The sequence below is a fragment of the Mycoplasma sp. 6243 genome (genome assembly GCF_051200785.1).
In the GTDB taxonomy this organism is placed as follows: Bacteria; Bacillota_I; Bacilli_A; order Mycoplasmatales; family Metamycoplasmataceae; genus Mycoplasmopsis.
This window is the reverse complement of the sequence record NZ_CP195154.1, coordinates 682,801-704,592: the sequence shown is the minus strand read 5'-3', so window position 1 is coordinate 704,592 and position 21,792 is coordinate 682,801. Positions and strand designations below refer to the sequence as shown.

The window sequence follows — 21,792 nt, the reverse complement described above, 5'->3', positions numbered from 1 at the left end:
TCTCTTATATATATATATATATATATATATATATGGTAAAAAATTTTTTAGTGCTATAAATTCAAGTAAAAAGTTAATTTTTTAAGAATGTCAAAATCTAAAAATGCTTATGTTGTGTATTTTAAAAACAAGCAAAGATATTGATTTTACTTGTTAATAAAGTTGTTAATAAACAAAAATTAACTCAGATAAATGATATCAAATTTTAGTATAAACAAACATTATTAAAAACACAACCACAGGTTGTGTTAGTTACTAAATTGTGATCGATATAGATTATTATAAAAGCCTTTTGCATTTAGAAGTTCTTCGTGTGTTCCACTTTCAATAATCTCTCCGTCATTTACTACTAATATCAAATCAGCATGTTTAATGGTGCTAAGTCTATGAGCAATAATAAATGAAGTTTTATATTGCATCAGATGCAGCATTGCTTTTTGAACAATCTGCTCAGTACTTGAATCAATATTAGAAGTAGCTTCATCCAAAATTAAAATATTACGATTTGATAAAATTGCTCGCGATAAAGATAGCAGTTGTCTTTGACCTTGCGAAATATTCATTCCGTTATGTTCAATTTGTGTTTGATATCCTTTTTCCATATTTTGGATAAAGTGGTGTGCTTGTGTCATTTGGGTTGCTTGTTCAATTTGTTCCATACTTGCATTTGGATTGGTCATTTTAAGATTTGCTAAAATAGTTTCATTGAATAAAAATGAATCTTGTAGCACAATAGTTAAGATGTCTTTCAAGTCTTTTGAATTGATTTCCTTTAGCTCATTTCCATCGATTTTAATGCTTCCTTGTTGGTAGTCATAGTATTTTGAAATTAAGTTAATAATTGTGGTTTTACCAGCACCAGTTGGTCCTACAATCGCAATCACTTTTCCTTGCTCAGCCTTAAAGGAAGCTCCTTTAAGTTGGTAATTAGAAGAATTTGGATTATATTTAAAGAAAACATTATCAAAAACAACTTCCCCTTTCACTGATGCATAACTATCGGTATTGTTTTGATTATATTTATATGCTGCAAACGCGTATGGATCATTTGTGTTAGTCTCAATGAATTTTTGCTCATTTTGATCAAATCTTATTTTAACAATGCGGATTTTTTCATTTTGATGCGATTCAATTGGTGCATCTAAAATGCGAATAACTCTGGTAGTTGCTGCAATTCCAACTTGTGTTTGAAATACAGTTCCTAATACCGCTTGAAAAGGTCCCATAAAGTTTCAATTCAATGATGTATAAGTAAAAATTAATGCAGCAGTTGCTTTTCCATCCACCCCTGCACCTAACCCAGGTACACCTAAAACAGGGACTGAAAATAAATAAAATACTGCTGAAATGGCTGTAATAATTAAGATAATTAAGTTTGAAATCACATAATAAATAGTTTCAAGACTCTTGGTAATTAAATCACCTCGAAAAGCAATTTGACGAATTTTTTTGGTTATCTTTTTTAACTCACTATTAATTAATTCTTGACGGTTAAATGCATTTGTAACCTTGGTATTTGCTAACATTTCTTCGACAAAAGAGTTAAGTTCTCCAAATGCTTCTTGAACTTTGATAAAGTATGGTTGTGAACGTCTAATTACAATTGCAACCGATGCAAACATCAAAAGTGAAAACGGAACAACAATTAATGTTAAATAAACAGATACCATTGACATAACAATAATAGCAATCGAGATGTTAAATATCGCATTAATAACTTGGGTTAGCCCTTGATAAAGCGATAAAGCGATGTTATTGCAATCAACAATTAAGCTTGAAATAAGGTCCCCAGTTTTATTATTATCATAATAACCAATGGGCATTTCTAACAGCGAATGCATTAATTTGTTTCTCACCCTTGCCGCTGCATAAAAGGCAACCTTAGCATAAATGCTATTTTCTAAATAACGAAAAATGGCATATATTAAATAACATCCACCTAATCCAGCAAGAGTCAAAGCAAACTGTGTGATAGAAATATTTTCAAAAGCGATATTACCTTTTGCTAGTGGTTCAAAAAAGCGGTTAATAATAAATCCGATTAAAAAACTGCCACCAATATAAGCCGATGCATTTAAAACAGAAAACAATAATGCTCAATAAATAATAGTTCTATCTTCTTTAATAAAAGAAATTCAAACCTTAAAAGCACGTCAATTTGAATGTTTAGTCATTATGCTCCTTATTGTTGTAATTGGTTAAAGTTAACATCAGCATATCATTGGCATGTTTGTAGCAGTTCATCGTGACTGCCTTGTCCAATGATTCTACCTTTATCTAAAACGATAATTTTATCAGCATGCTTGATGGAATTAATTTTTTGTGAAATGATAATATTGGTGGTTTGATAATTGGTTGATAAATTATGAATTAGGTTTTTAGTGGTAATGTTATCTAAAGCACTGGTAGAATCATCTAAAATTAATATTTTTGGTTCAATTAATAAGGTTCGAGCAATCGAAAGACGTTGTTTTTGTCCACCGGATAAGTTTTTACCACGTTGTCCTACAATATGATCAAGTTTATCTGCAAACGAATTAACAAATTCGTTTGCACATGAAGAATCGAGCGCTTTTTGAATTTGTATTTCAGTTGCATCTTCTTTAGCAAAAAGTAGATTGGATTTAATGCTACCTGAATAAAGTAAAGCATCTTGATATACAATCCCAACATCTTTTCGGATTTGGTTGGTATCAAGGTTATTAACTTCTTGGTTATCAATTAAAATATTTCCGTCTGTATATTGCATATTTTTAATCAATAAGTTTGCTAAGGTAGATTTTCCAGCACCAGTTGGTCCAATAATTCCTAAGGTTTGACCAGCATCAATTTTAAAATTAATATCTTTTAATACATAATCTTCAGATGTTTGAAAATATTTAAAATTCAAGTTTTTAAATTCAATGCTGTAGCTGTTTTTATCGTTGTTTGTATTAAGATGTGTTTGAAATACTTTATCCGAACTTTTGAAGTTGAACACATATGAAATTCTTTTAGCAGAAACACGAGCACGGAAAAAAGTACCTAAAAATTGACTAAAACTACTAATACCAAGTGCGATAATAAATTCATATTCAATAAATGTATTAATTTTAGCAATTAATTGTGGGATATTTGTATTTGGATTTTTTTGAATTGTCACAAATGCGACAGCATAAATAATAATGATTATTAAGTTAGTAATAAAGAAAAAAGCCGGCATCGCTAATGAAAAGAGTGAAAAAATTCCACGTTCATTAACTTTTCATTTATTAGTTGCACTTTCATATTTGCTATATTGTTGCTCTTGCAGGTTATATGCTTTAATAAATCTGATTCCAAGGATGTTTTCATCAGATTCTTTAGTTATTGCATCCAAGTTTTTACGGTTTTGTGCAATTAATGGTCGAACAAATTTAAAGATAAAATACATTACAAAAACTAGCAAAGGAATTACAGCAATAATTGCTCAAGTTAAAGGAACATCAGTTAAAAATGCAAAAACTAAACCAGCAATGATATAAAAAGGAGCTTTAACTAAGGTAGTGCTTGCTCCAACTAAAAACTCTCAAAAGACTGCAACATCGTCGTTGATTCGAGTGATAAGACTTTCTGGTGTAATTTGTGCAATTTCTTTTAATGATAACTTTTGGTATTTAGCAAACAGTTTATCGCGATAAAAATTTGATGCTCTTTCTCCTGATCAGACAATGATTAAAAGACCCATCATTGATACAAAAGAAGAAAAAGCGATTAATCCTAAGGTAACACCTAAAAGTAGTCCTAATGTATTAGAAAAATTTGTAGATTGATAAATTATATGATTGAAAAGTACAATGTGATATGTTCCACTTTTATTAATCAACAGAGGTAAAAATTGAGCAATAAAAATTGGAATAAACATTGTTATAATTACATTTAATAAGATTAAAGATACTCCAAATCAAATCCGATTCTTCAGATTTTTCGGGAGAATCTTAAACATAGATATCATATTACCTCCTATTCTTGATCATCTCATTCAAATTCAAAACCATAAATTGTAACGATGTCACCTTTTTGGATGTTGCGACGAATTAGTTCATCTCATACACCGATTTTTTTAAGGATGTTATTAAAGCGAACTAAGTTATCATAAGTGTTAATAGGAATTTTATAATAAAGTTCTTCAACTTTCTTTCCACTGACATCAAAGTATCCTTTGTAAGGATTTTTTACAATAAAATCTGGTTCATAAGTTATAACTTTTACTGAATCATTTTCTTCAGTAATTGTTTGAAATTGAGTAGTTGAAATAAGTTCTCATAAAGCAGCTTTAACAGCTTCTAAGTTATGATGAAAAATTGCAGATATCGAAATAACTTTAACATCAGGATATTTATTCTTAAATGCTTTTAAATGTGCATTAAAAGCATCTAAATCAGATTTATTGGCTATAACTAATTGTGGTTTTGATTCAAGTTTTAAATTATATGATTTTAGTTCGTTATTAATAGTTTCATAGTCTAAAATCGGGTTTTTATCTTCTAAACCAAAATCAATAATATGTGCGATGACTTTACATCTTTCGATGTGTTTTAAAAATTGAATTCCAAGTCCTTTACCTAATGCGGCACCTTGAATTAAACCAGGTAAATCAGCAACGGTAAAAGAGTTTTGATGAAATTGCACCATTCCTAATTGTGGTACTAAGGTTGTAAATTCATATTCTGCAACTTTTGCATGTGCATTTGAAATAGAATTTAAAAATGTTGATTTACCTGCTGAAGGCTTACCTACCACACCGACATCAGAAAGAATTTTTAAGACTATATGTGCTTGGTATTTTTCTCCAGGCATACCGTTTTCAGCAATTCTAGGTGCTGTGTTTTTAGCGGTTTTAAACTTGTTATTACCACGACCACCTTTTCCACCTTTTGCTACCAAATATGCTTGATCAGCTTTGATAACATCAGCAATTAATTTCGTCCCGTTATATACCAAGGTTCCTATTGGAACTTTGACATAAGTATCTTTAGCATTAGCACCGTAAAGATTTTTTGGGCCACCCTTGACACCATCTTCTGCTGTAATATGCTTGTTTTTGTAAAATCTAAGCAAGGTGTTTTTACCTAAATCACCAACAAAATAGATGTTTCCTCCACGACCTCCATCGCCTCCATCTGGGCCACCTTTATCAACATGCGCCTCACGACGAAAAGAGATCATCCCATCTCCACCTTTACCAGCTTGCAATAATATGCTAACTTCATCGATAAACTTTGCCATAAAATCCTTTCTTAATATTATAGTCTTTTAAAGTGTCAACTTAGGTAATTATTTTAAATATTGTTTTAATTCTTCAACTTTATTAAGTTGCTCTCATGGTAGATCAATATCATTTCTACCAAAGTGTCCAAAATATGCAGTTTTTGCATAAATCGGTTTTCTTAAACCAAGTGCTTCGATAATTGCTTTTGGTGTGAGATTAAAGGTATTAATAATTGCATTTTCAATTTTTTCTTTAGCGATTTTTTCGCTCCCGAATGTTTCAACCATAACCGAAATAGGTTTTGCTATTCCAATAGAATAAGCAATTTGAATTTCAACTTTATCTGCTAAACCGGCTGCAACAACATTTTTTGCCACTCATCGAGCAGCATATGCAGCAGATCTGTCAACTTTGGTAGCATCCTTACCACTAAAAGCTCCACCACCATGTCGCGATGCTCCACCGTAGGTATCAACAATGATTTTACGTCCTGTTAAGCCAGTATCCCCAATAGGTCCACCGATAATAAATTGTCCGGTTGGGTTAATTAGGATGTGTTTTGGAGCATCTAAATTAAATTTTTGTAATGTTGGCAAAATGATTTTTTGCACTATATAATCTTTAAATTCGGATTCAACATACTTACTTGAATGTTGAATGCTTAATAAAACTGTATCAACGCTTGTATGTTTAGGATCGCTGTAATCTAAGGTAACTTGCGATTTCATATCAGCTTTTGCTCATACAAAATCTCCGCTAACTCTAAGTTTTTCAGCCACCCTGACAAGTTCATGTGCAACTGTAATCGCAAGTGGCATATAAACATCGGTTTCGTTAGTTGCATAACCAAACATTATCCCTTGATCGCCTGCTCCGATTTCATCACCTAATTCAACTCCTTGAGCGATGTCGGGACTTTGATGTCGGATGTCTGTGATAAAACTTGTTTCGTTAGTGTAATATCCTAAGGATTTTAAGATATTTTTAGCAATTTCAATAACATCAATATCAGCAGTTGCTTTAACTTCCCCTGCTATAAAGATGTTGTGTCCACTCGCCATTGTTTCGACTGCAACTTTAGCATATGGATCTAAGGTTAAATAAGCATCCAAAATAGCATCTGAAATTTGATCACAGACTTTATCTGGATGTCCTCTTCCAACTGATTCGCTGGTAAATAATTTTCTCATATAAAAAAACTCCTTATTAGTTAAATAGGAGCATAAAGATGGTCATTTGCATGTTGGGATACATCCCCTGACTCTCCACCGTGTATTAAACCGGTTGGCAATGGTTTTCGTTGTCAACTACCACACTCTTTATGCTGACCATATAAAAAAATATGGGTTATGCAATTATAGCAGAATTTTTAAGGAAAGAAATAATTTAACGATTTTTGTTTTGGATGCTATATAAAATAAATTTATTTTCTTTTTTATGTTATATATAGCAAAAAAAGAAAATAAAGGGATTTATACACAAAGATATTAAGATTTAATTCACAAGCAAAACAAATTAAAAATTTTGCTAAAAAAATATAACATTTTTAATATAATAAAAATTAAAGAGGTAAATATGAAAAAAAGTTATCAAGCAATCGTTATTGGTGGTGGTCATGCAGGTGTGGAGGCTGCTTTTGCTCTAGGAAATAAAGGTTATCAAACTGCATTAATTTCATTTGATTTAAAGCGTTTAGCGATGATGCCTTGTAATCCGTCGATCGGAGGTCCTGCAAAAGGGATTATAACTCGTGAAATTGATGCATTAGGTGGAGTTCAGGGATATTTTTCAGATTTAGCGATGATTCAAATTAAGATGTTAAATGAATCAAAGGGTCCTGCTGTTAGGGCATTAAGGGCTCAAATAGACAAAGATAAATATTCTGATATTATTGCAAAAGCACTAAATGAGCATCCAAATATTCATTTAATTGAAGGGGTTGTTGAAGAAGTTTTAACAGATTCAGAAAAAAAAGTAGTTGGTGTTGTTTTATCAGATGGAAGTGTTATAAAAACAACTGTGTTAGTGATCACAACTGGAACATATATGAATTCAAGAATTTTACGTGGAGATGAAATTACTATATCCGGACCTGATAATCAAAAAACTACACCAAAACTTAGTTTATCACTAAAAAAATTAGGTTTGCATCTTCAACGCCTTAAAACTGGTACACCTGCTCGAGTTTATGCCGATTCAATAGATTTTTCACAAGTAGAAAAAGAAGACTTAGAAGATACTATATTGACTTTTTCAAACCGTTCTAACATCAAACTTGATAAACAAATTTCATGTTATCTTACCTATACAAATGATGCAACACACAAAATAATTGAAGAAAATATTGGTAAATCTGCTATGTATTCAGGTTTAATCGAAGGGGTGGGACCTAGATATTGTCCTAGCATAGAAGATAAAGTAATGCGTTTTCGAGATAAACATCGTCATCAAATCTTTTTTGAACCTGAAACAGCTGATGGAAGTATTATATATGTAAACGGGATGTCAACATCAATGCCAATAGATGTGCAAGATAGGATGTTAAGAACTATACCAGGATTACAAAATTGTCGCATCCAAAAATGAGGGTATGCAATTGAATATGATGCTTTGAATCCCTTGCAAATCCAACCCTCCTTAGAATCAAAAGTGATTAAAAATCTCTATACAGCAGGACAAATCAATGGAACAAGTGGATATGAAGAGGCAGCCGCACAAGGATTAATTGCAGGAATAAATGCTGCATTAAATCTAGAAAATAAAGAGCCATTAATTTTAAAGCGTGATGATGCATATATCGGAGTATTAATAGATGATTTGGTAACAAAAGGAACAAAAGAACCATATCGAATGTTAACATCTAGAGCTGAATATCGATTGTTATTGCGTAATGATAACCCTGACTTACGTTTATCTAAATATGGATATCAAATCGGATTGGTTTCTAAACAAACATATGATTATGTACTAAAAAAATATCAAACCATAGATGCAAAAATAAAGCAACTGAGTGAAGAATTTTTATCTTCAAAGTCACAATTAGCACAAAAATATGGAATAGAAAATGGAGTTTCAATGTTAAAAGTTTTAGCCCGTCCAGATGTTAAGGCGGAAGAAGTACTAGGTGATTTTGAATTCAAAAATGAACTTACTACCATTATCCGTTTAGATGGTTATATTAAAAAACAACAAATCCAAGCACAAAAAATGTCGCGCTTAGATTCACTAAAAATACCAAAAGATATAGATTATCAGAAAGTGATGAATTTAGCAACAGAAGCTCGACAAAAACTTGAAGCAATTCGACCACAAACCATAGGTCAGGCATCTCGGATTTCCGGGATAAATCCTACTGATATACAAATGTTGATGTTTTATTTAGGTAGCAAAAAGTAATGAAATTGAATATTATCGCTGTTGGAAGTTTATCAAAAGAATACCAAGATATCTATAAACAATATATCAAGAAAATTATTTTTTTTGCAAAAATTAATTTAATAGAAATCAAAGAACAAAAAAATGATAATATTGACTTGAAAATAAAAAAAGAAACCCAATTAATCCTTGAGAAGATACCTAAAAACTCAAAAGTATTTTATTTATCTACCAATGCAAAACAATATGATTCAATAGAATTCGGTAATTTGTTTTTAGATATTGATAATGTTACTTTTGTAATTGGAGGTTCAAATGGAGTTGATGAATCATATTTTGAAAATAAGATAAATTTTTCCAAAATGACTTTTCCACACGAATTATTTCGCATAATGCTTATTGAACAAATATATCGAAGTTTTACAATTAAAAATAATATAACTTATCATAAATAATTTTTTAATCTTATTAATATAAAATAAAAAATCTAAATTAATAATAAATTTTTATCATAAACTGCTATAATATAACAACTTCTCTTTTTTATGAATTATAAGGAGTTGTACGTCAGTGCAACTTTTCTTATTTTAAGGAGTCAAATGAACTATAAACAAATTTTAATTGAACAATTTGGTGATAATATTTTGGATGCAAAAATGGTTTCAAATGATTTTGGACAAACTTTAGAAATTACAAGTAAGTTTACTGACTTAAAGCAAGTTGAAGAATTATCCAAACAAGTTTCGATGTTTTTAAACACTCAAAATTGGTTTAAAGATGAATATAATTTAGAAGTTTTATCAAAAGGTTTAAAAACGGATTTAGATATCAATGATTTAACAAGTTATATAAATAAAGAAATAAAAATAAAAACAATTAAAAGTTATGAATCACATAATATCTTTGTAGTCACATTATTGGAAGTTTTTGATGATAAAATACTTGTTAGATGAAATAAAAAAGGGCAGATGCGAAAAGTATCATTTGAAAAAAATAATATTTCTTCAGTAGAGTTATATATTAAATTTTAAGGAACATATGGCAGAAAATAAAAATATTGTTATTGACAAAAGAATAAATGAAAAAAATCAGTTATATCAAATGATTTACTCATATGCAGAATCTAAAAATTTTGACTTTGATACCATTTTAAATATCTTTAAAGAAGAAACATTAAAAGTTATAACAAAAGATATAGATCCTGATGCAGAAATTGATTTTATAGTTAATCACGAAGATAAGACTATCACATTAATCAAGCATAATATTATAGTGGTAGATGATTCAGATGAAATTGTTTTTGAAGAAATAAATGAGAAAAATAGTGAACCAGATTTACAGAGATTATTATTTATTCATATTAAAGAAGCGAAAATTTTAAATCCGAATATTCATTCAGGTGATACAGTTGATATAATTTGAGATTTTGGTTGAATCAGTAAAAAACATCGTGCTGCTATAGAAAACGGGTTTCGCAGTGAGTTAAAATTTGTTGATAAAGAACGTATAAGCAATATTTTTGCTAATAAAATAGGTCAAAAATTTCATGCTAAGGTTTTATCAACTATGGTTCGTGGTGGATTTTTAGTCGAAATCTTAGAAGATAATCGCTTATATAAAGCTTACTTATCAAAACATAAATTAAATCGTTCTGAACCGATACATCCTGGTTCAGATATACAGGTTACATTAGAAGGTATTAATTTAGAAAATAATCTCAATGTTTTAGAAGTTTCTATGATTGATCCAAACCAAGTCCAAGAAACCTTAAAAACTCAGATATCTGAAATAGGTAGCGGAGATATCGAAATTGTTAAGGTGCAAAGAATACCAGGAATTCGTTCTAAGGTAGCTGTAAGAGTTAATCCAAATCGTAACTTTAACTACGATATTGTTGGTTCAATTTTTGGTGAGGGAGCCAAACGAATCATTGCTGTATCTGATATTATTAAAGAAAAAATAGATATTATAAGGTGATCTGCAAATAAATTAGAATATGTTAAAAATGCATTATCGCCTGCTAAAGTAATTGATGTTGTTTTGCACAAGAAAACTCAAAAAGCCTATGCTGTAGTTGAAAAAGAAGAATTTAAAAAAGCAATTGGTCGCAGCGCATTAAATATTGACTTAGCATCAAAATTAACTGAAACCAAAATAGAAGTTGTTGATGTTGAAAAAGCGATGCAACTAAAAATACCATTTAAATTAAAAGAAGTTAAAAAGACATTTTTTCCAAGAGAAAAATCGTTATTTAACACAAATAAAAAACTAAGAAAATCAAAACCAAATCAATATCTTAAAGATATCAATATTTCAATGGATGATTTTGATAAAGATGTAGCAGACTTTTATAGTTCAATGCGTATGCAGACTAGCGATTCATTAATTGCTAAACAAAATACATCGGAAACTATTGATTCACAACAAAAAAATAAATTACAAAAAACAAATGATAAAATTAAACAATCTAGTGAAAGTATGTTTGATGATTTATTTGAAAAAGTTGATAACCAAATTCAATCTGATAGTGAGTTAAATAATTATGATTTTGTAGATGATATTAATTCATCATTTGATATTAACTTTGCAGCAGAAGAAGAAATAGAAGAATTTCAAAATAGTATGCAAAGTAGTGATAAACCAAAAGAATTTAATAATAAAAACCAAATTAAAAAAGAGAAAAAAGTTATTACTGAATACAAGAAGATTAAAGACTTTAAAGTTGATAATGATTTAATGAACTATGGATTAGATACAGATATTAATTTTGATGATTTTGATGATGAATGAGAATCTTAAAAACTTTAATCGTAAATGTATCGCGACTAACCAAATAGTAAATGTTAAGGAAATGTTGCGTTTTGATTTTAATCGCAAAGCAAATACAGTTATTTTAGATAAAAATCAAAATATGAAAGGAAGAGGTGCTTATTTTATTCCATCTTTTGAAAATTGGAATAAAATAAGAAGAACTAAAGCATTAAATCGTACCTTTCGTACCAATGTCACTAAAGAAACTTACGATGACTTGGAATCACAAATTCAGGAGGTGATCAATGTCAAAGAAAACACATCGGATTAGTAATGTTGCTGAAATAAAGCAACAACTACAAACAGCAAAAACTGAAGTAAAAGATGGAGTGTTTATTTTTACAGGTAAAATGACTATCGGAGATTTTGCTAAAATTACTCGTATTAATGCAAACGACATAATCAAAAAATTCTTTTTACAAGGTAAAATGTATAATCTTAATCACATTTTATCCGAAGAAGAAATTGGTGAAATTTGTTTAGAAAATAATTTAGACTTTCAAAAAGAAACAAATGTTGATGGATCAAACTTTTTAGATGAAGTAAATTTTGAAGATAAACCAGAAGATTTAATTCATCGTAGTCCAATTATTACTGTGATGGGTCATGTTGATCATGGAAAAACCACCCTAATAGATAAAATAAGACGATCGAATATTGTCGCAACCGAATCAAGTGGGATTACCCAACATACCGGAGCATATCAAATTGAACATAAGAATGCAAAAATAACTTTCTTAGATACTCCAGGGCATGAAGCATTTACTAAAATGCGTGCTCGTGGAGCGAAAATTACTGATATTATTATTTTAGTTGTTGCAGCAGACGATGGTGTAATGCCTCAAACCAAAGAAGCGATTCAACATGCAAAGGCAGCTAATGTTCCTATTATTGTTTTTGTCAATAAAATGGATAAGCCTAACAAGGATTTAGATCGTTTGAAGGGAGAGTTAGCAGATAATGAAGTTGTAATCAATGAATACGGTGGAGACACTCAAATAGTTTATGGATCAGCAATAAACGGTGATGGTTTAACTCAATTATTTGATGAAATAACCTTACTTGCTGAACTTTTAGATTTAAAAGCTAATCCAAAACGATATCCAATTGGAACAGTTATCGAATCACGTGTTGATAAAGGTGCTGGTGCAGTTTCTACAATAGTAATTGAAAATGGAACATTATATAAAGGTGACTTTATTGTTGCTGGCTCTAAATATGGAAGGATTCGTTCTTTAACTGATACAAACGGACATCCTATTAAAAAAGTTTATCCAGGTATGCCGGCTATTATAACAGGATTAAATTATGCCCCTGATGCTGGTGATAAATTTATTGGATTTAGTGATGAAAAATTTGCAAAGAAATTAGCTAACGAAAAGGCTTTTTCTGATAAAATGAATTTATTGCATGATAAATCATTAGTAAATGCAAATTCAGATGGTAAAAAAATAATAAATATTATAATTAAATCAGATGTTCACGGGACTTCTGAAGCTATCAAAGGACAAATAAATGGACTTGAAAATGATGAAGCAATTATAAAGGTTATTGCTGCATCTGCAGGGTTTGTAAGCGGAAATGATTTATTACTAGCACAAGCATCAAATGCTATAATCTTCGTGTTTAACCTAAAAACACCATCAAATATGAAACAAAATGCTCAGGCACAAAATATTAGTATTATTGAGCATAATGTAATTTATAAGATAATTGAAGATTGTCAAAGTATTTTAGATGAATTAAAAGCACCAATTTATGAAGATTGCAAGATCGGTGAAGCACATATTATCAAGGTTTTCTTTTATTCAAAAGTAGGAAAGATTGCAGGATGTATGATGGATGCTGGTGTGGTTCGCGAAAAATGTAAGGTAAAAGTATATCGTAAAGGAAAAATAATTCACGAAGGACAACTAGAAACTTTACGTCGTGAATTAAATGATGCAAAAGAAGTTGTAAAAGGTAAAGACTTTGGTACACATATAAAAGATTTTAATGATATCCAAGAAGATGATGTTTTAGAATTCTATGAAGAAGTAAGAATTAATTAAAAATTGATTTAAAGTATAAATATGTGAAAAATTAACATATTTATTTTTTATCTAGAAATATTTATATACCAGAAAAATTATAAGAATGTTTGAATTGCTAAAAAAGACTATAATATAGATATATATCAATTATGGAGCAATATTTAAAAAACATTAAATAATTATGAAAAAAAGTGTTAGAAAAATTTTGGTTTCTGGTGGTTCTTTATTGGCTCTAATAACAACATCGGCTGCTATTTCATGTAGTTATCGGAAGATTAACGATGAAAAAATTAAGGTTGGTGGAACTGATAAACAAACCCCAGGTAAAAATGATAAAATTTCACCTGTTCAATCTGTATTAGATTTACAAAAGAAAATCAGAACTGAAAATAATGAATTCTTTAATAATAATCTTACAAAATATAGAGCATATGATAAAGCCAAAAATGAGGGAAGAGATCAATCTGATTTAGATAAAATTCTTTCTAATTCAGAAGTGAAAAGATTTGAAAGTTTAGTTCGTAATTTTTCGCAAGCAGTAAGATCACAAAGTAAAAAGAATTTTGATAATTTATCATTCTTTAATGAATATCATCCTGCAATTTATTTTCAAAAGGAAAATGAATATATATCACTTTTAAACAAAAATGAACTTAATAAAAAACACGATTTTTATCGTTTATCTACATCAAAAGATGAAGCAAGTGTTAATGAATACAAAAAATATGAAGCTATAAAAGAAAATTTTCAAAAAATTGGTACTCTTTCAAATATTGATGATATAGTTTTTAATAATTTAAATTCTTATCAAGTAGGTCGAATTAAAGAATATGCTCAATTAGTAGCAAATACAAGCTTAGAAAATTTACTGCATAATAACAATGTATATTATTATTTTACAGATAATTATGCAAGGAATATTGATGCTTATAGTTTTAATTTAGATAGTATTTTAAAGAAAGTATATCTTATTAATTGATTTATGCCTAACAGCGAAAATGTTCGTAATTCACATCGTCCAATTGCTTTGTTTATCAGTGTTCCTAAAAGCGAAAATTATCAATTGTTTGATAAAGATAATGAAATGGTTAGAAATAAAACATTTTTTGTTACCAACTGATCAAGGTATGATGAATTAACATCTGATAATTTATAGTTCATTAGCAAAAAACCAAGAAGTAAAATTTCTTGGTTTTTTTAATAACAAATATAAAAAATTTTGTAATTTCACTTTTTTATGTTATTATAATTATAGATAAGGTTAAAAAAGGATGAAATCTTATTAAGGTAAATAATTAAATATCATAAAACCTACCTTATCAATTTAAAATTAAAAAATGGAGTAAAATGGTTATTGAAAATAAACTGATATCAAAATTTATAAACAATTGAGATTATAAACCGAGGATATTAAAGTATCTAAATTTATATGATGTTAATAATAAATTATATTTATCAATATTTAATAAATTAATCAATCCTGAATTTCCCACTTTAATGTATTAAAAAATCGTTTAAGCCTTAAATAAAACCTACCTTATCAATTTAAAATTAAAAAATGGAGTAAAATGGTTATTGAAAATAAACTGATATCAAAATTTATAAACAATTGAGATTATAAACCGAGGATATTAAAGTATCTAAATTTATATGATGTTAATAATAAATTATATTTATCAATATTTAATAAATTAATCAATGATATAGTAAATAAGATTAAAAAAAGACTTAATAGATATAAACAAATCAACTCAATTTAAAAATTTAGTTGATGTTTTAGTATTAAAATATGTATTATAAATGAAAAAAAGTGATATATATCATTGAACATATCCGTATCAAACCATTAAATATCGAACAAATAACAAAGAAGGTTTATTAGAAGAAATTTCAGATAGAATATTTAGTTTTAATTCAAGCAGGTTATATCTATATAATCTACTTTGACTTGATGATATTAAATCAAATTTAATTTATGAAGTTATTCATATACCAAAGGATTATAGTGTGAAATTTAAAAGTATATTAAACTTTAAAGAAACCAATGATTTTTTAGTAAAACAAAAATAATATTAAAAGAAAATAATATATTAGGTGGAGTGGAATCTTGCCTTTATAAAAAATATATTAAATAAAATAGTTAAATAATGTTATCAATTAAAATAAAAGGAGTAAAATGAAAAATAGAAGAAAATTTTTATGAGCATTAGGTATAACATCGGCTATTGTCTTACCTATTGCAATCGTATCAACACCAAATACAAGTAAAAACATCCAATGATATGAAAAAACAAATGATCTAAAGTTAGAAGTTAGAGATTCGTTTGGTAAAAATTATAATCTTAATTCAAGTGTTGAACAAATAAATAATGATTATGAGTTAAAAGTTTTATTAAATCATAAATATTTAACCGATTCACAACTCAATGATGAAAAATATATAAAAGAACAAAATCAAAATTTTATTAATTATGTTAAAAAAATAGGATTAAAATTTCTGAGTTCTACTTCAAGCAGAATCTCACCGATAGTATGATTTTATTTTCAAAATGAAGATAATCGTAAAGAATTTATACATAAATTAAATAAAGATAATCAGGTTAATAGATTTATTCTTTATAAAAATGATATAACAAATATCAAAATACCTGTAAAAGAAATTTATGAATCTCCTGATAATTATTATTCATACAGAGATGATCTTTTCAGATATGAAATCAAAAATAAATATCAAATTTATAAAACAGTAAATTTTGAAAAACAAAATCAAAAAGATCTAAATAGTCATACCAGTTACAATGAAAATAATGTAGGTGTTATGGAATATAGAGGACAACTTAATTATTCGACTACATATAATTTTTTTAAAAATAATATGTATGTTTTGAATCAATATACAGAGACAAAAGAAAATGTAGATGATCACGGTATTATTGTTTCATCTATTGTAGGTGGCAAGGAAGGTTTTGATAAGAAAGCAAGTATTTATTTTACATCTTTTGATGGCAAAAATAGCGACTGACAAAAAAGACTTGAAGATTTAATTATAGATAAAGGTATTAGAATTATTAACCATAGTTACGGAAGTGGTCTTAATTTAAGAGAAAAACTTTACGGTGAAGAAAGTTATATAGTTGATTATCTTTCTCGAAAATATGGTGTTGTAAATGTATTTTCTGCTGGAAATGGTAATGATGGCAGAGGAATGAATTGAATAAATAAATATTCATTATCTTACAATTCAATTGTTGTAGGTGCATTAAATAAGAATTTAGAAGCAAATATAAAAGACAACCGAATTGCATCATACTCGAATATATTAATTGACCCAAGTAATGGTGATGTTGCAAAACCATTTATAACTACACCTGGAACATTTGAATTATATGAAGAAAAAAATGGAACAAGTTTTTCTGCACCAGTTATAACTGGATTATTATCTACATTATTAAGAGAGAAAAAATTAATATTAGATAATGATGAAACTAGAATACCTGCTTTAAAAAGTATCCTTAGTGCTTCTGCTATATCAACAAACGATCCGAAACAACACAATAAATCTAATGGTTTTAGCAATTTATATGGATCAGGTATACCTGACTTTGAAAATATGAAAATAGCCGCAGATAATTTAAGTATATTAAAGATCAATTCATCCGATACTAATGATATTCTTAAAAGATCAAATTCGATTTATTTAAATTCAGGCCAAATATTAAAAGCATCGTTATCATGAATGTTTAATGCAGGTTTATTAAAGAATCTTGAAAATAAACCAAAATACAATTCAAATGTAAATTGATGGTGATTTTTAGGTCCAATCGGTGGTTTAATAGCTAACAAAGTAGAGTCAGATCGTGTAAAAAGAGAGACATCAGAATGAGAAAAAACCCACCACAAATCAGATTGATTAAAAACAGATGAAGTATTAAAAAAACAAAAAATGAAATTTTCAGATTATGATTTTATCTTAGAAAAGTATGAGTATAATAAAGGTTGAGTTGAAGTTGCAAGATCTGAATCTTCAACATCTAATGATGAATTAATTGAATATAAATCAGATGGTTCAGGAGAATATAGATTAGTAGTAAGGAAATATAAATCAGCTTTATTTGATAACTCAGTGGATGATATTTTAGCATATACATATGTTGTTCAAAAATAAACTATTTAAATTTATTTTCGGTACTACACCTATTATTACTATTATTGCATCTGCATGTTCAACTTCAAAACACGATAATAAAAATTCAGAAACTCAACAAGCCGAACGTAACCTTGGATATTCAATAAATTTACTAAGATTAAAACAACAATCACAAGATATTAAACTAAATAATTCACAAATTTTTGACCAATTTATTCCTTACAAAAAAGATCAATGAAGTGCTGTTAATTATTTTAATCAACCACTTTTAATTAAAACAAAAGATGAGTTTATTAAGAATGTTGTAGGTAAGGTTAATGAACTTTACCAAAAATATAACTTAAATAAATCTATGAGTGATGAAGAAATAACAAAAACATTTGAAGATGATTTTTTAGATGCTAAAAACATAGATGATATATTAAAAACACAAAATATTTTAATTTATGAGCAAACCCCGTATCAAATCCCATCTTATCTAGATTATCTTGTTTATGATGCGGAAAATGATAAGGGGAAAATCAAAATTTTTAAAATTCTACCTGGTTATTATTTAGATGTTAAACACCTTTATATTTATTATACAAGAAAGATATTTACAATCTTTAAGTTACCTAAAAACAAGGATTATGAAATTAAAGAATTTCCTAATGACCAAATAGATCAGTATATTAACAATTTATCTAATGAATTGCATTACAAAAAAGACGATTTTATTCTAGGGGACAAACAAATTGACATAAAGTCACTTATAAATAAGGCGCAAATTAGACAAGATATAATATATAAACCTGTAGAATTTTTAGGTGATTTAACAAATGATATACTTGCTCTAATACCATCAACTACTGAGTATCTGAAAATAACTAATGAATCAGAATTTAACAATCAGTTTTTAGACAATATATATAATATTTCACAAAACTTACATCTTAATCTGTCTAAACAAGAAATTAAAAATATTTTTCAATCTCAATATTTAAAAGCAAAAGACCTTTCAGATATACTTACTAATAATAATTTATATATTCGTATTATAAAAGAAAAAGGTAATATATATCATTTTACTTATCCGTATCAAACAATTAAATATGATATTAATAGCAGAAATAAGGAAATGACATTAGCTAAAATATCAGAAAGAGTGTTTGAATTTAATTCAAGAAGAAGTGATGATCAAAATAAGGAAGCAAGTGATGTTAAAGTAAATCTTATTTTAGAAGTTTTTCAAGCACCAAATAATTATAGTATTAAATTTAAAGGTGTGTTAAATTTTAAAGAAACTAATGACTTTTTGGTAAAGCAAAGATAAAATAACAAGAAAACCTTGTTATTTTAAATTTCATCATCTTCGTCATGATCATCATCTGCACAAACATCACCAAAAATTTCTTGCTTTAAATCATCAAGCATTTTTTTTTGTTTTTTGTTGTTTTTTATTATCTGCGCTTTGTTTTCGATATGGCAAAGTTGTGTATCTGATTTAGAATTAGTAAAATTAATTTTACATTCTTTTATCCTTTCATCAGCTGTTTCTTCGGTAAATATAATTGTAGGAATAATAATTGGTTTACGACGTTTTTCTTTATAAAACAAATTAGATAATCTATCGATAATAACTTTTTCTAAATCCTTGGTGGTTCAATTATTCGAGTTTTTGATTTGATGTAAGATTGCTCCGTGACTAATACGTCGAGCTTCATCTACTAATTCTTTGGATGTTTTAACAAAGAAACTTCCACGAGTGATAATATTAGGTCTACCAATAATCATATTTTTTTCTTTATCTATTAAAAATACTATATTTACAAAACCAGATTCTTTCAGCATCTCCCTTTGTTTAATAATATTTGCATTAATTGTTAATACTTTATTACCATCAATATAAACTGGTCCAAAATCAACTTTCTCATTGGTTTTATAGATATTTTGATTCAACATATGATATACATCACCTTTTTCTAAAATCAAAACATTCTTTGGATTTACACCATTTGATATTGCTGTTTTTCCATGTGCAACACACATTCGGTATTCACCATGATAAGGAAGAAAGTATTTGGGTTTAGTTAGTCTAAAAATTTTGTCATGCTCTCATTGATATGCATGACCTGATGTATGTAAATAACCATCAATACCATTTTCTTTGATTATTGCACCTAGTTTATAAAGTCGGTTAATAAGTAATTCTACAACCATGCGATTTCCAGGAATCGGACTTGAGGAAAATATAATTACATCACCTTTGGTTATTTTTATAGTAGCATGTTTACCATAGCTCATCCTTGATAAAGCTGCTAATTGTTCTCCTTGTGATCCGGTGGTTAAAATTAGTAAATCCTTATTAGGTGTGCTTGCAAGTTGTTTTTTATCGATTAAAACATCATCGCTAACATTTATATAACCTAACTTGCGGCCAATTTTCACTCCTTGTATCATTGATCTTCCGAATGTAATGACCTTTCTACCTAACTTTTGAGCTAGTTCGATAATAACTTTAACTCTTGTAAGGTTTGATGCAAAAGTTGTAACAACAATTTTGTGTTTTGCATCAGTAATAATACGTTCAATGTCAGTCAAAATATCACTTTCACTTGGTGAGTGATTAGGACGCATTGCATTAGTAGAATCGGATAAAAGTGCTGTAAGTCCTTGTTTTCCGATTTCATCGAGGCGGGCAAAATCTGTGTAATTACCAATTGGAGTATAATCAAAACGAAAATCTCCAGTACACATTATTGAACCATTTGGAGTTGTAATTCTGATACCAAAAGCATCTGGAATTGAGTGTTGTGCAGTTCAAAAATCAACTTTACAATTATTATCAAAGTAATGTACATCTGATTTATTTATCTCGATAAATTCGATATTTTTATTAATTTTATGTTCATCAAATTTTAATTTTAAATATTGAATTGCAATTCTTGGGGCAAAGATTTTTTTAATATTAACTTGTTTTGCTAAATATACAACTCCACCAATATGATCTTCATGCCCATGAGTGATAAAAACACCTTCAATTATTTTATTAGATTGCTTTAAATATTCATATCTAGGTACAATCCCTTTGATACCAGTATTATAAGTATCAGCAAATTTAATTCCTGAATCAATGATAAAAATATGATTTAAATGTTCTATTATAAGGGTAGATTTACCTATTTCAAGTAAACCACCTAAACCTAAAATTTTAGTAGGAATAGTATTGTTCATTTATGCTCCTGCATTAATTTGATAAGTTATTTTTAAGGAAATATTATAATTTTGTAAATAAGAATAATAATTATTAATATTTATATCAAAAGATTTATAAAATAAAAGTAATTAGACTAAAAATATCAAAAATTTAGTGAATTTATATCAAATGATATAATTATAAAAATAAAAAGATTAAGGAAGAATATGATAGGTATAATTTATTCGATGATTTGATTTCTGATACCTTATAACAAATTTGTATCAGATTATATTAGTTTTAGTTTATATCGACTTAAGAATGCTAAAGCAAAGATTGATAACAAAGTTTTTGATTTCTTGTATCAAAGAATTAAATTATATATTAAAATTCTAATTTTTATAACAATAATCAGTGTAATTTCGTTTATTTCTATTTTGCTCTTATTTATACTGTGAAAACAAAAGATTAACACAAATTCATACGATACTTTTAATGCAGTTATGATAACTTTATTGGTTCTTTTTGGAATTGATTTGTTTTTATACACGAATTCATTTTTTACCTTTAAAAGAATGCAAAAAGACTTAAAAAAATATCGTGATTATAATAATAAATTAGGAAAGAGCAATCTTTTATATCATAAAATACTAGATAAAAGAGAGAACACACAACTTAATTTCCGAAGCAACGGAATATTTGTTTATGCAAAAGATTATGATATGCAGCAGAAAAAGTCAGATTATTTTTACAAGATACCATTATCTAGGCATTTTCATTATCCAGCCAAAATATTAACAAAAATCAAAGATATTCAAACCCGAAATTATGTGTTTATTTCACAAGATTATAAAACTTTATTTTATAAAAACCAACCCGTTGTCTCAGGGATGTTTTACGATTTATATCAAGATACATTAAAATACTAACTATAATTATCTTCCAGTTGTATTTTTACAACTGTAATATAGTTAAAAAAGTAAAAGTTAATGTTTTTGAAAGAATCTATTAAGTATAAATT

18 protein-coding genes are annotated in these 21,792 nt (G+C 27.8%); 13 read left to right on the top strand and 5 right to left on the bottom strand.

The window, feature by feature from the left end; all coding sequences use genetic code 4:
* Positions 1–248: 248 nt before the first annotated feature.
* The 4 genes from ACR82Z_RS02910 to metK are packed head-to-tail and all read right to left on the bottom strand — an operon-like array spanning position 249 to position 6,420.
* Complete coding sequence (locus ACR82Z_RS02910; RefSeq protein ID WP_435128544.1) at positions 249–2,174, bottom strand: ABC transporter ATP-binding protein; 1,926 nt, start codon at positions 2,172–2,174, stop codon at positions 249–251.
* Between the two features lie 8 nt (positions 2,175–2,182).
* Positions 2,183–3,973: an ABC transporter ATP-binding protein gene (locus tag ACR82Z_RS02905; RefSeq protein ID WP_435128541.1), complete on the bottom strand. Its 1,791-nt coding sequence runs from the start codon at positions 3,971–3,973 to the stop codon at positions 2,183–2,185.
* Positions 3,974–3,981: 8 nt separating this feature from the next.
* The gene (obgE, locus tag ACR82Z_RS02900) at positions 3,982–5,247 is read right to left on the bottom strand and encodes a GTPase ObgE (protein WP_435128538.1); all 1,266 of its coding nucleotides are present in this window, start codon (positions 5,245–5,247) and stop codon (positions 3,982–3,984) included.
* Between the two features lie 48 nt (positions 5,248–5,295).
* Positions 5,296–6,420: a methionine adenosyltransferase gene (gene metK / locus ACR82Z_RS02895; protein WP_435128535.1), complete on the bottom strand. Its 1,125-nt coding sequence runs from the start codon at positions 6,418–6,420 to the stop codon at positions 5,296–5,298.
* A gap of 385 nt (positions 6,421–6,805) precedes the next feature.
* Here metK and mnmG point away from each other — a divergent pair, with 385 nt between their 5' ends.
* From mnmG to ACR82Z_RS02835, 12 genes are all read left to right on the top strand, one after another.
* Positions 6,806–8,626, top strand: a complete 1,821-nt coding sequence (mnmG, locus tag ACR82Z_RS02890; protein WP_435128532.1) for a tRNA uridine-5-carboxymethylaminomethyl(34) synthesis enzyme MnmG — start codon at positions 6,806–6,808, stop codon at positions 8,624–8,626.
* Positions 8,626–9,060: a 23S rRNA (pseudouridine(1915)-N(3))-methyltransferase RlmH gene (locus tag ACR82Z_RS02885; protein WP_435128529.1), complete on the top strand. Its 435-nt coding sequence runs from the start codon at positions 8,626–8,628 to the stop codon at positions 9,058–9,060. Before mnmG ends, ACR82Z_RS02885 begins: the two co-directional genes overlap by 1 nt.
* A 144-nt stretch (positions 9,061–9,204) precedes the next feature.
* Entirely contained in the window at positions 9,205–9,636 is a 432-nt protein-coding gene (locus ACR82Z_RS02880) for a hypothetical protein (RefSeq protein WP_435128526.1), read from the top strand.
* Positions 9,637–9,643: 7 nt separating this feature from the next.
* On the top strand, positions 9,644–11,404 hold the full coding sequence (locus tag ACR82Z_RS02875; protein ID WP_435128524.1) for a NusA N-terminal domain-containing protein: 1,761 nt from the start codon (positions 9,644–9,646) through the stop codon (positions 11,402–11,404).
* Positions 11,385–11,687: a YlxR family protein gene (locus ACR82Z_RS02870; protein WP_435128521.1), complete on the top strand. Its 303-nt coding sequence runs from the start codon at positions 11,385–11,387 to the stop codon at positions 11,685–11,687. The genes ACR82Z_RS02875 and ACR82Z_RS02870 overlap by 20 nt, the downstream gene beginning before the upstream one ends.
* Positions 11,662–13,467 carry a translation initiation factor IF-2 gene (gene infB / locus ACR82Z_RS02865; protein WP_435128518.1) on the top strand — a complete coding sequence of 602 codons (1,806 nt, stop codon included), beginning with the start codon at positions 11,662–11,664 and terminating at the stop codon, positions 13,465–13,467. The genes ACR82Z_RS02870 and infB overlap by 26 nt, the downstream gene beginning before the upstream one ends.
* A gap of 163 nt (positions 13,468–13,630) precedes the next feature.
* Positions 13,631–14,605, top strand: coding sequence for a hypothetical protein (locus ACR82Z_RS02860; RefSeq protein ID WP_435128515.1), 975 nt, complete (start codon positions 13,631–13,633; stop codon positions 14,603–14,605).
* A gap of 191 nt (positions 14,606–14,796) precedes the next feature.
* A complete protein-coding gene (locus tag ACR82Z_RS02855) occupies positions 14,797–14,955 on the top strand; it encodes a hypothetical protein (RefSeq protein WP_435128512.1) in 159 nt (52 codons plus the stop codon).
* A gap of 62 nt (positions 14,956–15,017) precedes the next feature.
* Positions 15,018–15,209: a hypothetical protein gene (locus ACR82Z_RS02850; protein ID WP_435128509.1), complete on the top strand. Its 192-nt coding sequence runs from the start codon at positions 15,018–15,020 to the stop codon at positions 15,207–15,209.
* A 40-nt stretch (positions 15,210–15,249) separates the two neighbouring features.
* Complete coding sequence (locus ACR82Z_RS02845) at positions 15,250–15,519, top strand: hypothetical protein (RefSeq protein WP_435128506.1); 270 nt, start codon at positions 15,250–15,252, stop codon at positions 15,517–15,519.
* Positions 15,520–15,625: 106 nt separating this feature from the next.
* Positions 15,626–17,614 (top strand): S8 family serine peptidase, encoded by a 1,989-nt coding sequence (locus ACR82Z_RS02840; RefSeq protein ID WP_435128503.1) that lies wholly within the window; start codon positions 15,626–15,628, stop codon positions 17,612–17,614.
* Positions 17,598–18,908, top strand: coding sequence for a hypothetical protein (locus tag ACR82Z_RS02835; RefSeq protein WP_435128500.1), 1,311 nt, complete (start codon positions 17,598–17,600; stop codon positions 18,906–18,908). The genes ACR82Z_RS02840 and ACR82Z_RS02835 overlap by 17 nt, the downstream gene beginning before the upstream one ends.
* A 23-nt stretch (positions 18,909–18,931) precedes the next feature.
* Here ACR82Z_RS02835 and ACR82Z_RS02830 read toward each other — a convergent pair whose 3' ends face one another.
* Positions 18,932–20,809, bottom strand: a complete 1,878-nt coding sequence (locus tag ACR82Z_RS02830; protein WP_435128498.1) for a ribonuclease J — start codon at positions 20,807–20,809, stop codon at positions 18,932–18,934.
* A gap of 189 nt (positions 20,810–20,998) precedes the next feature.
* Here ACR82Z_RS02830 and ACR82Z_RS02825 point away from each other — a divergent pair, with 189 nt between their 5' ends.
* Positions 20,999–21,700, top strand: a complete 702-nt coding sequence (locus tag ACR82Z_RS02825; RefSeq protein ID WP_435128495.1) for a hypothetical protein — start codon at positions 20,999–21,001, stop codon at positions 21,698–21,700.
* Positions 21,701–21,792: the final 92 nt, after the last annotated feature.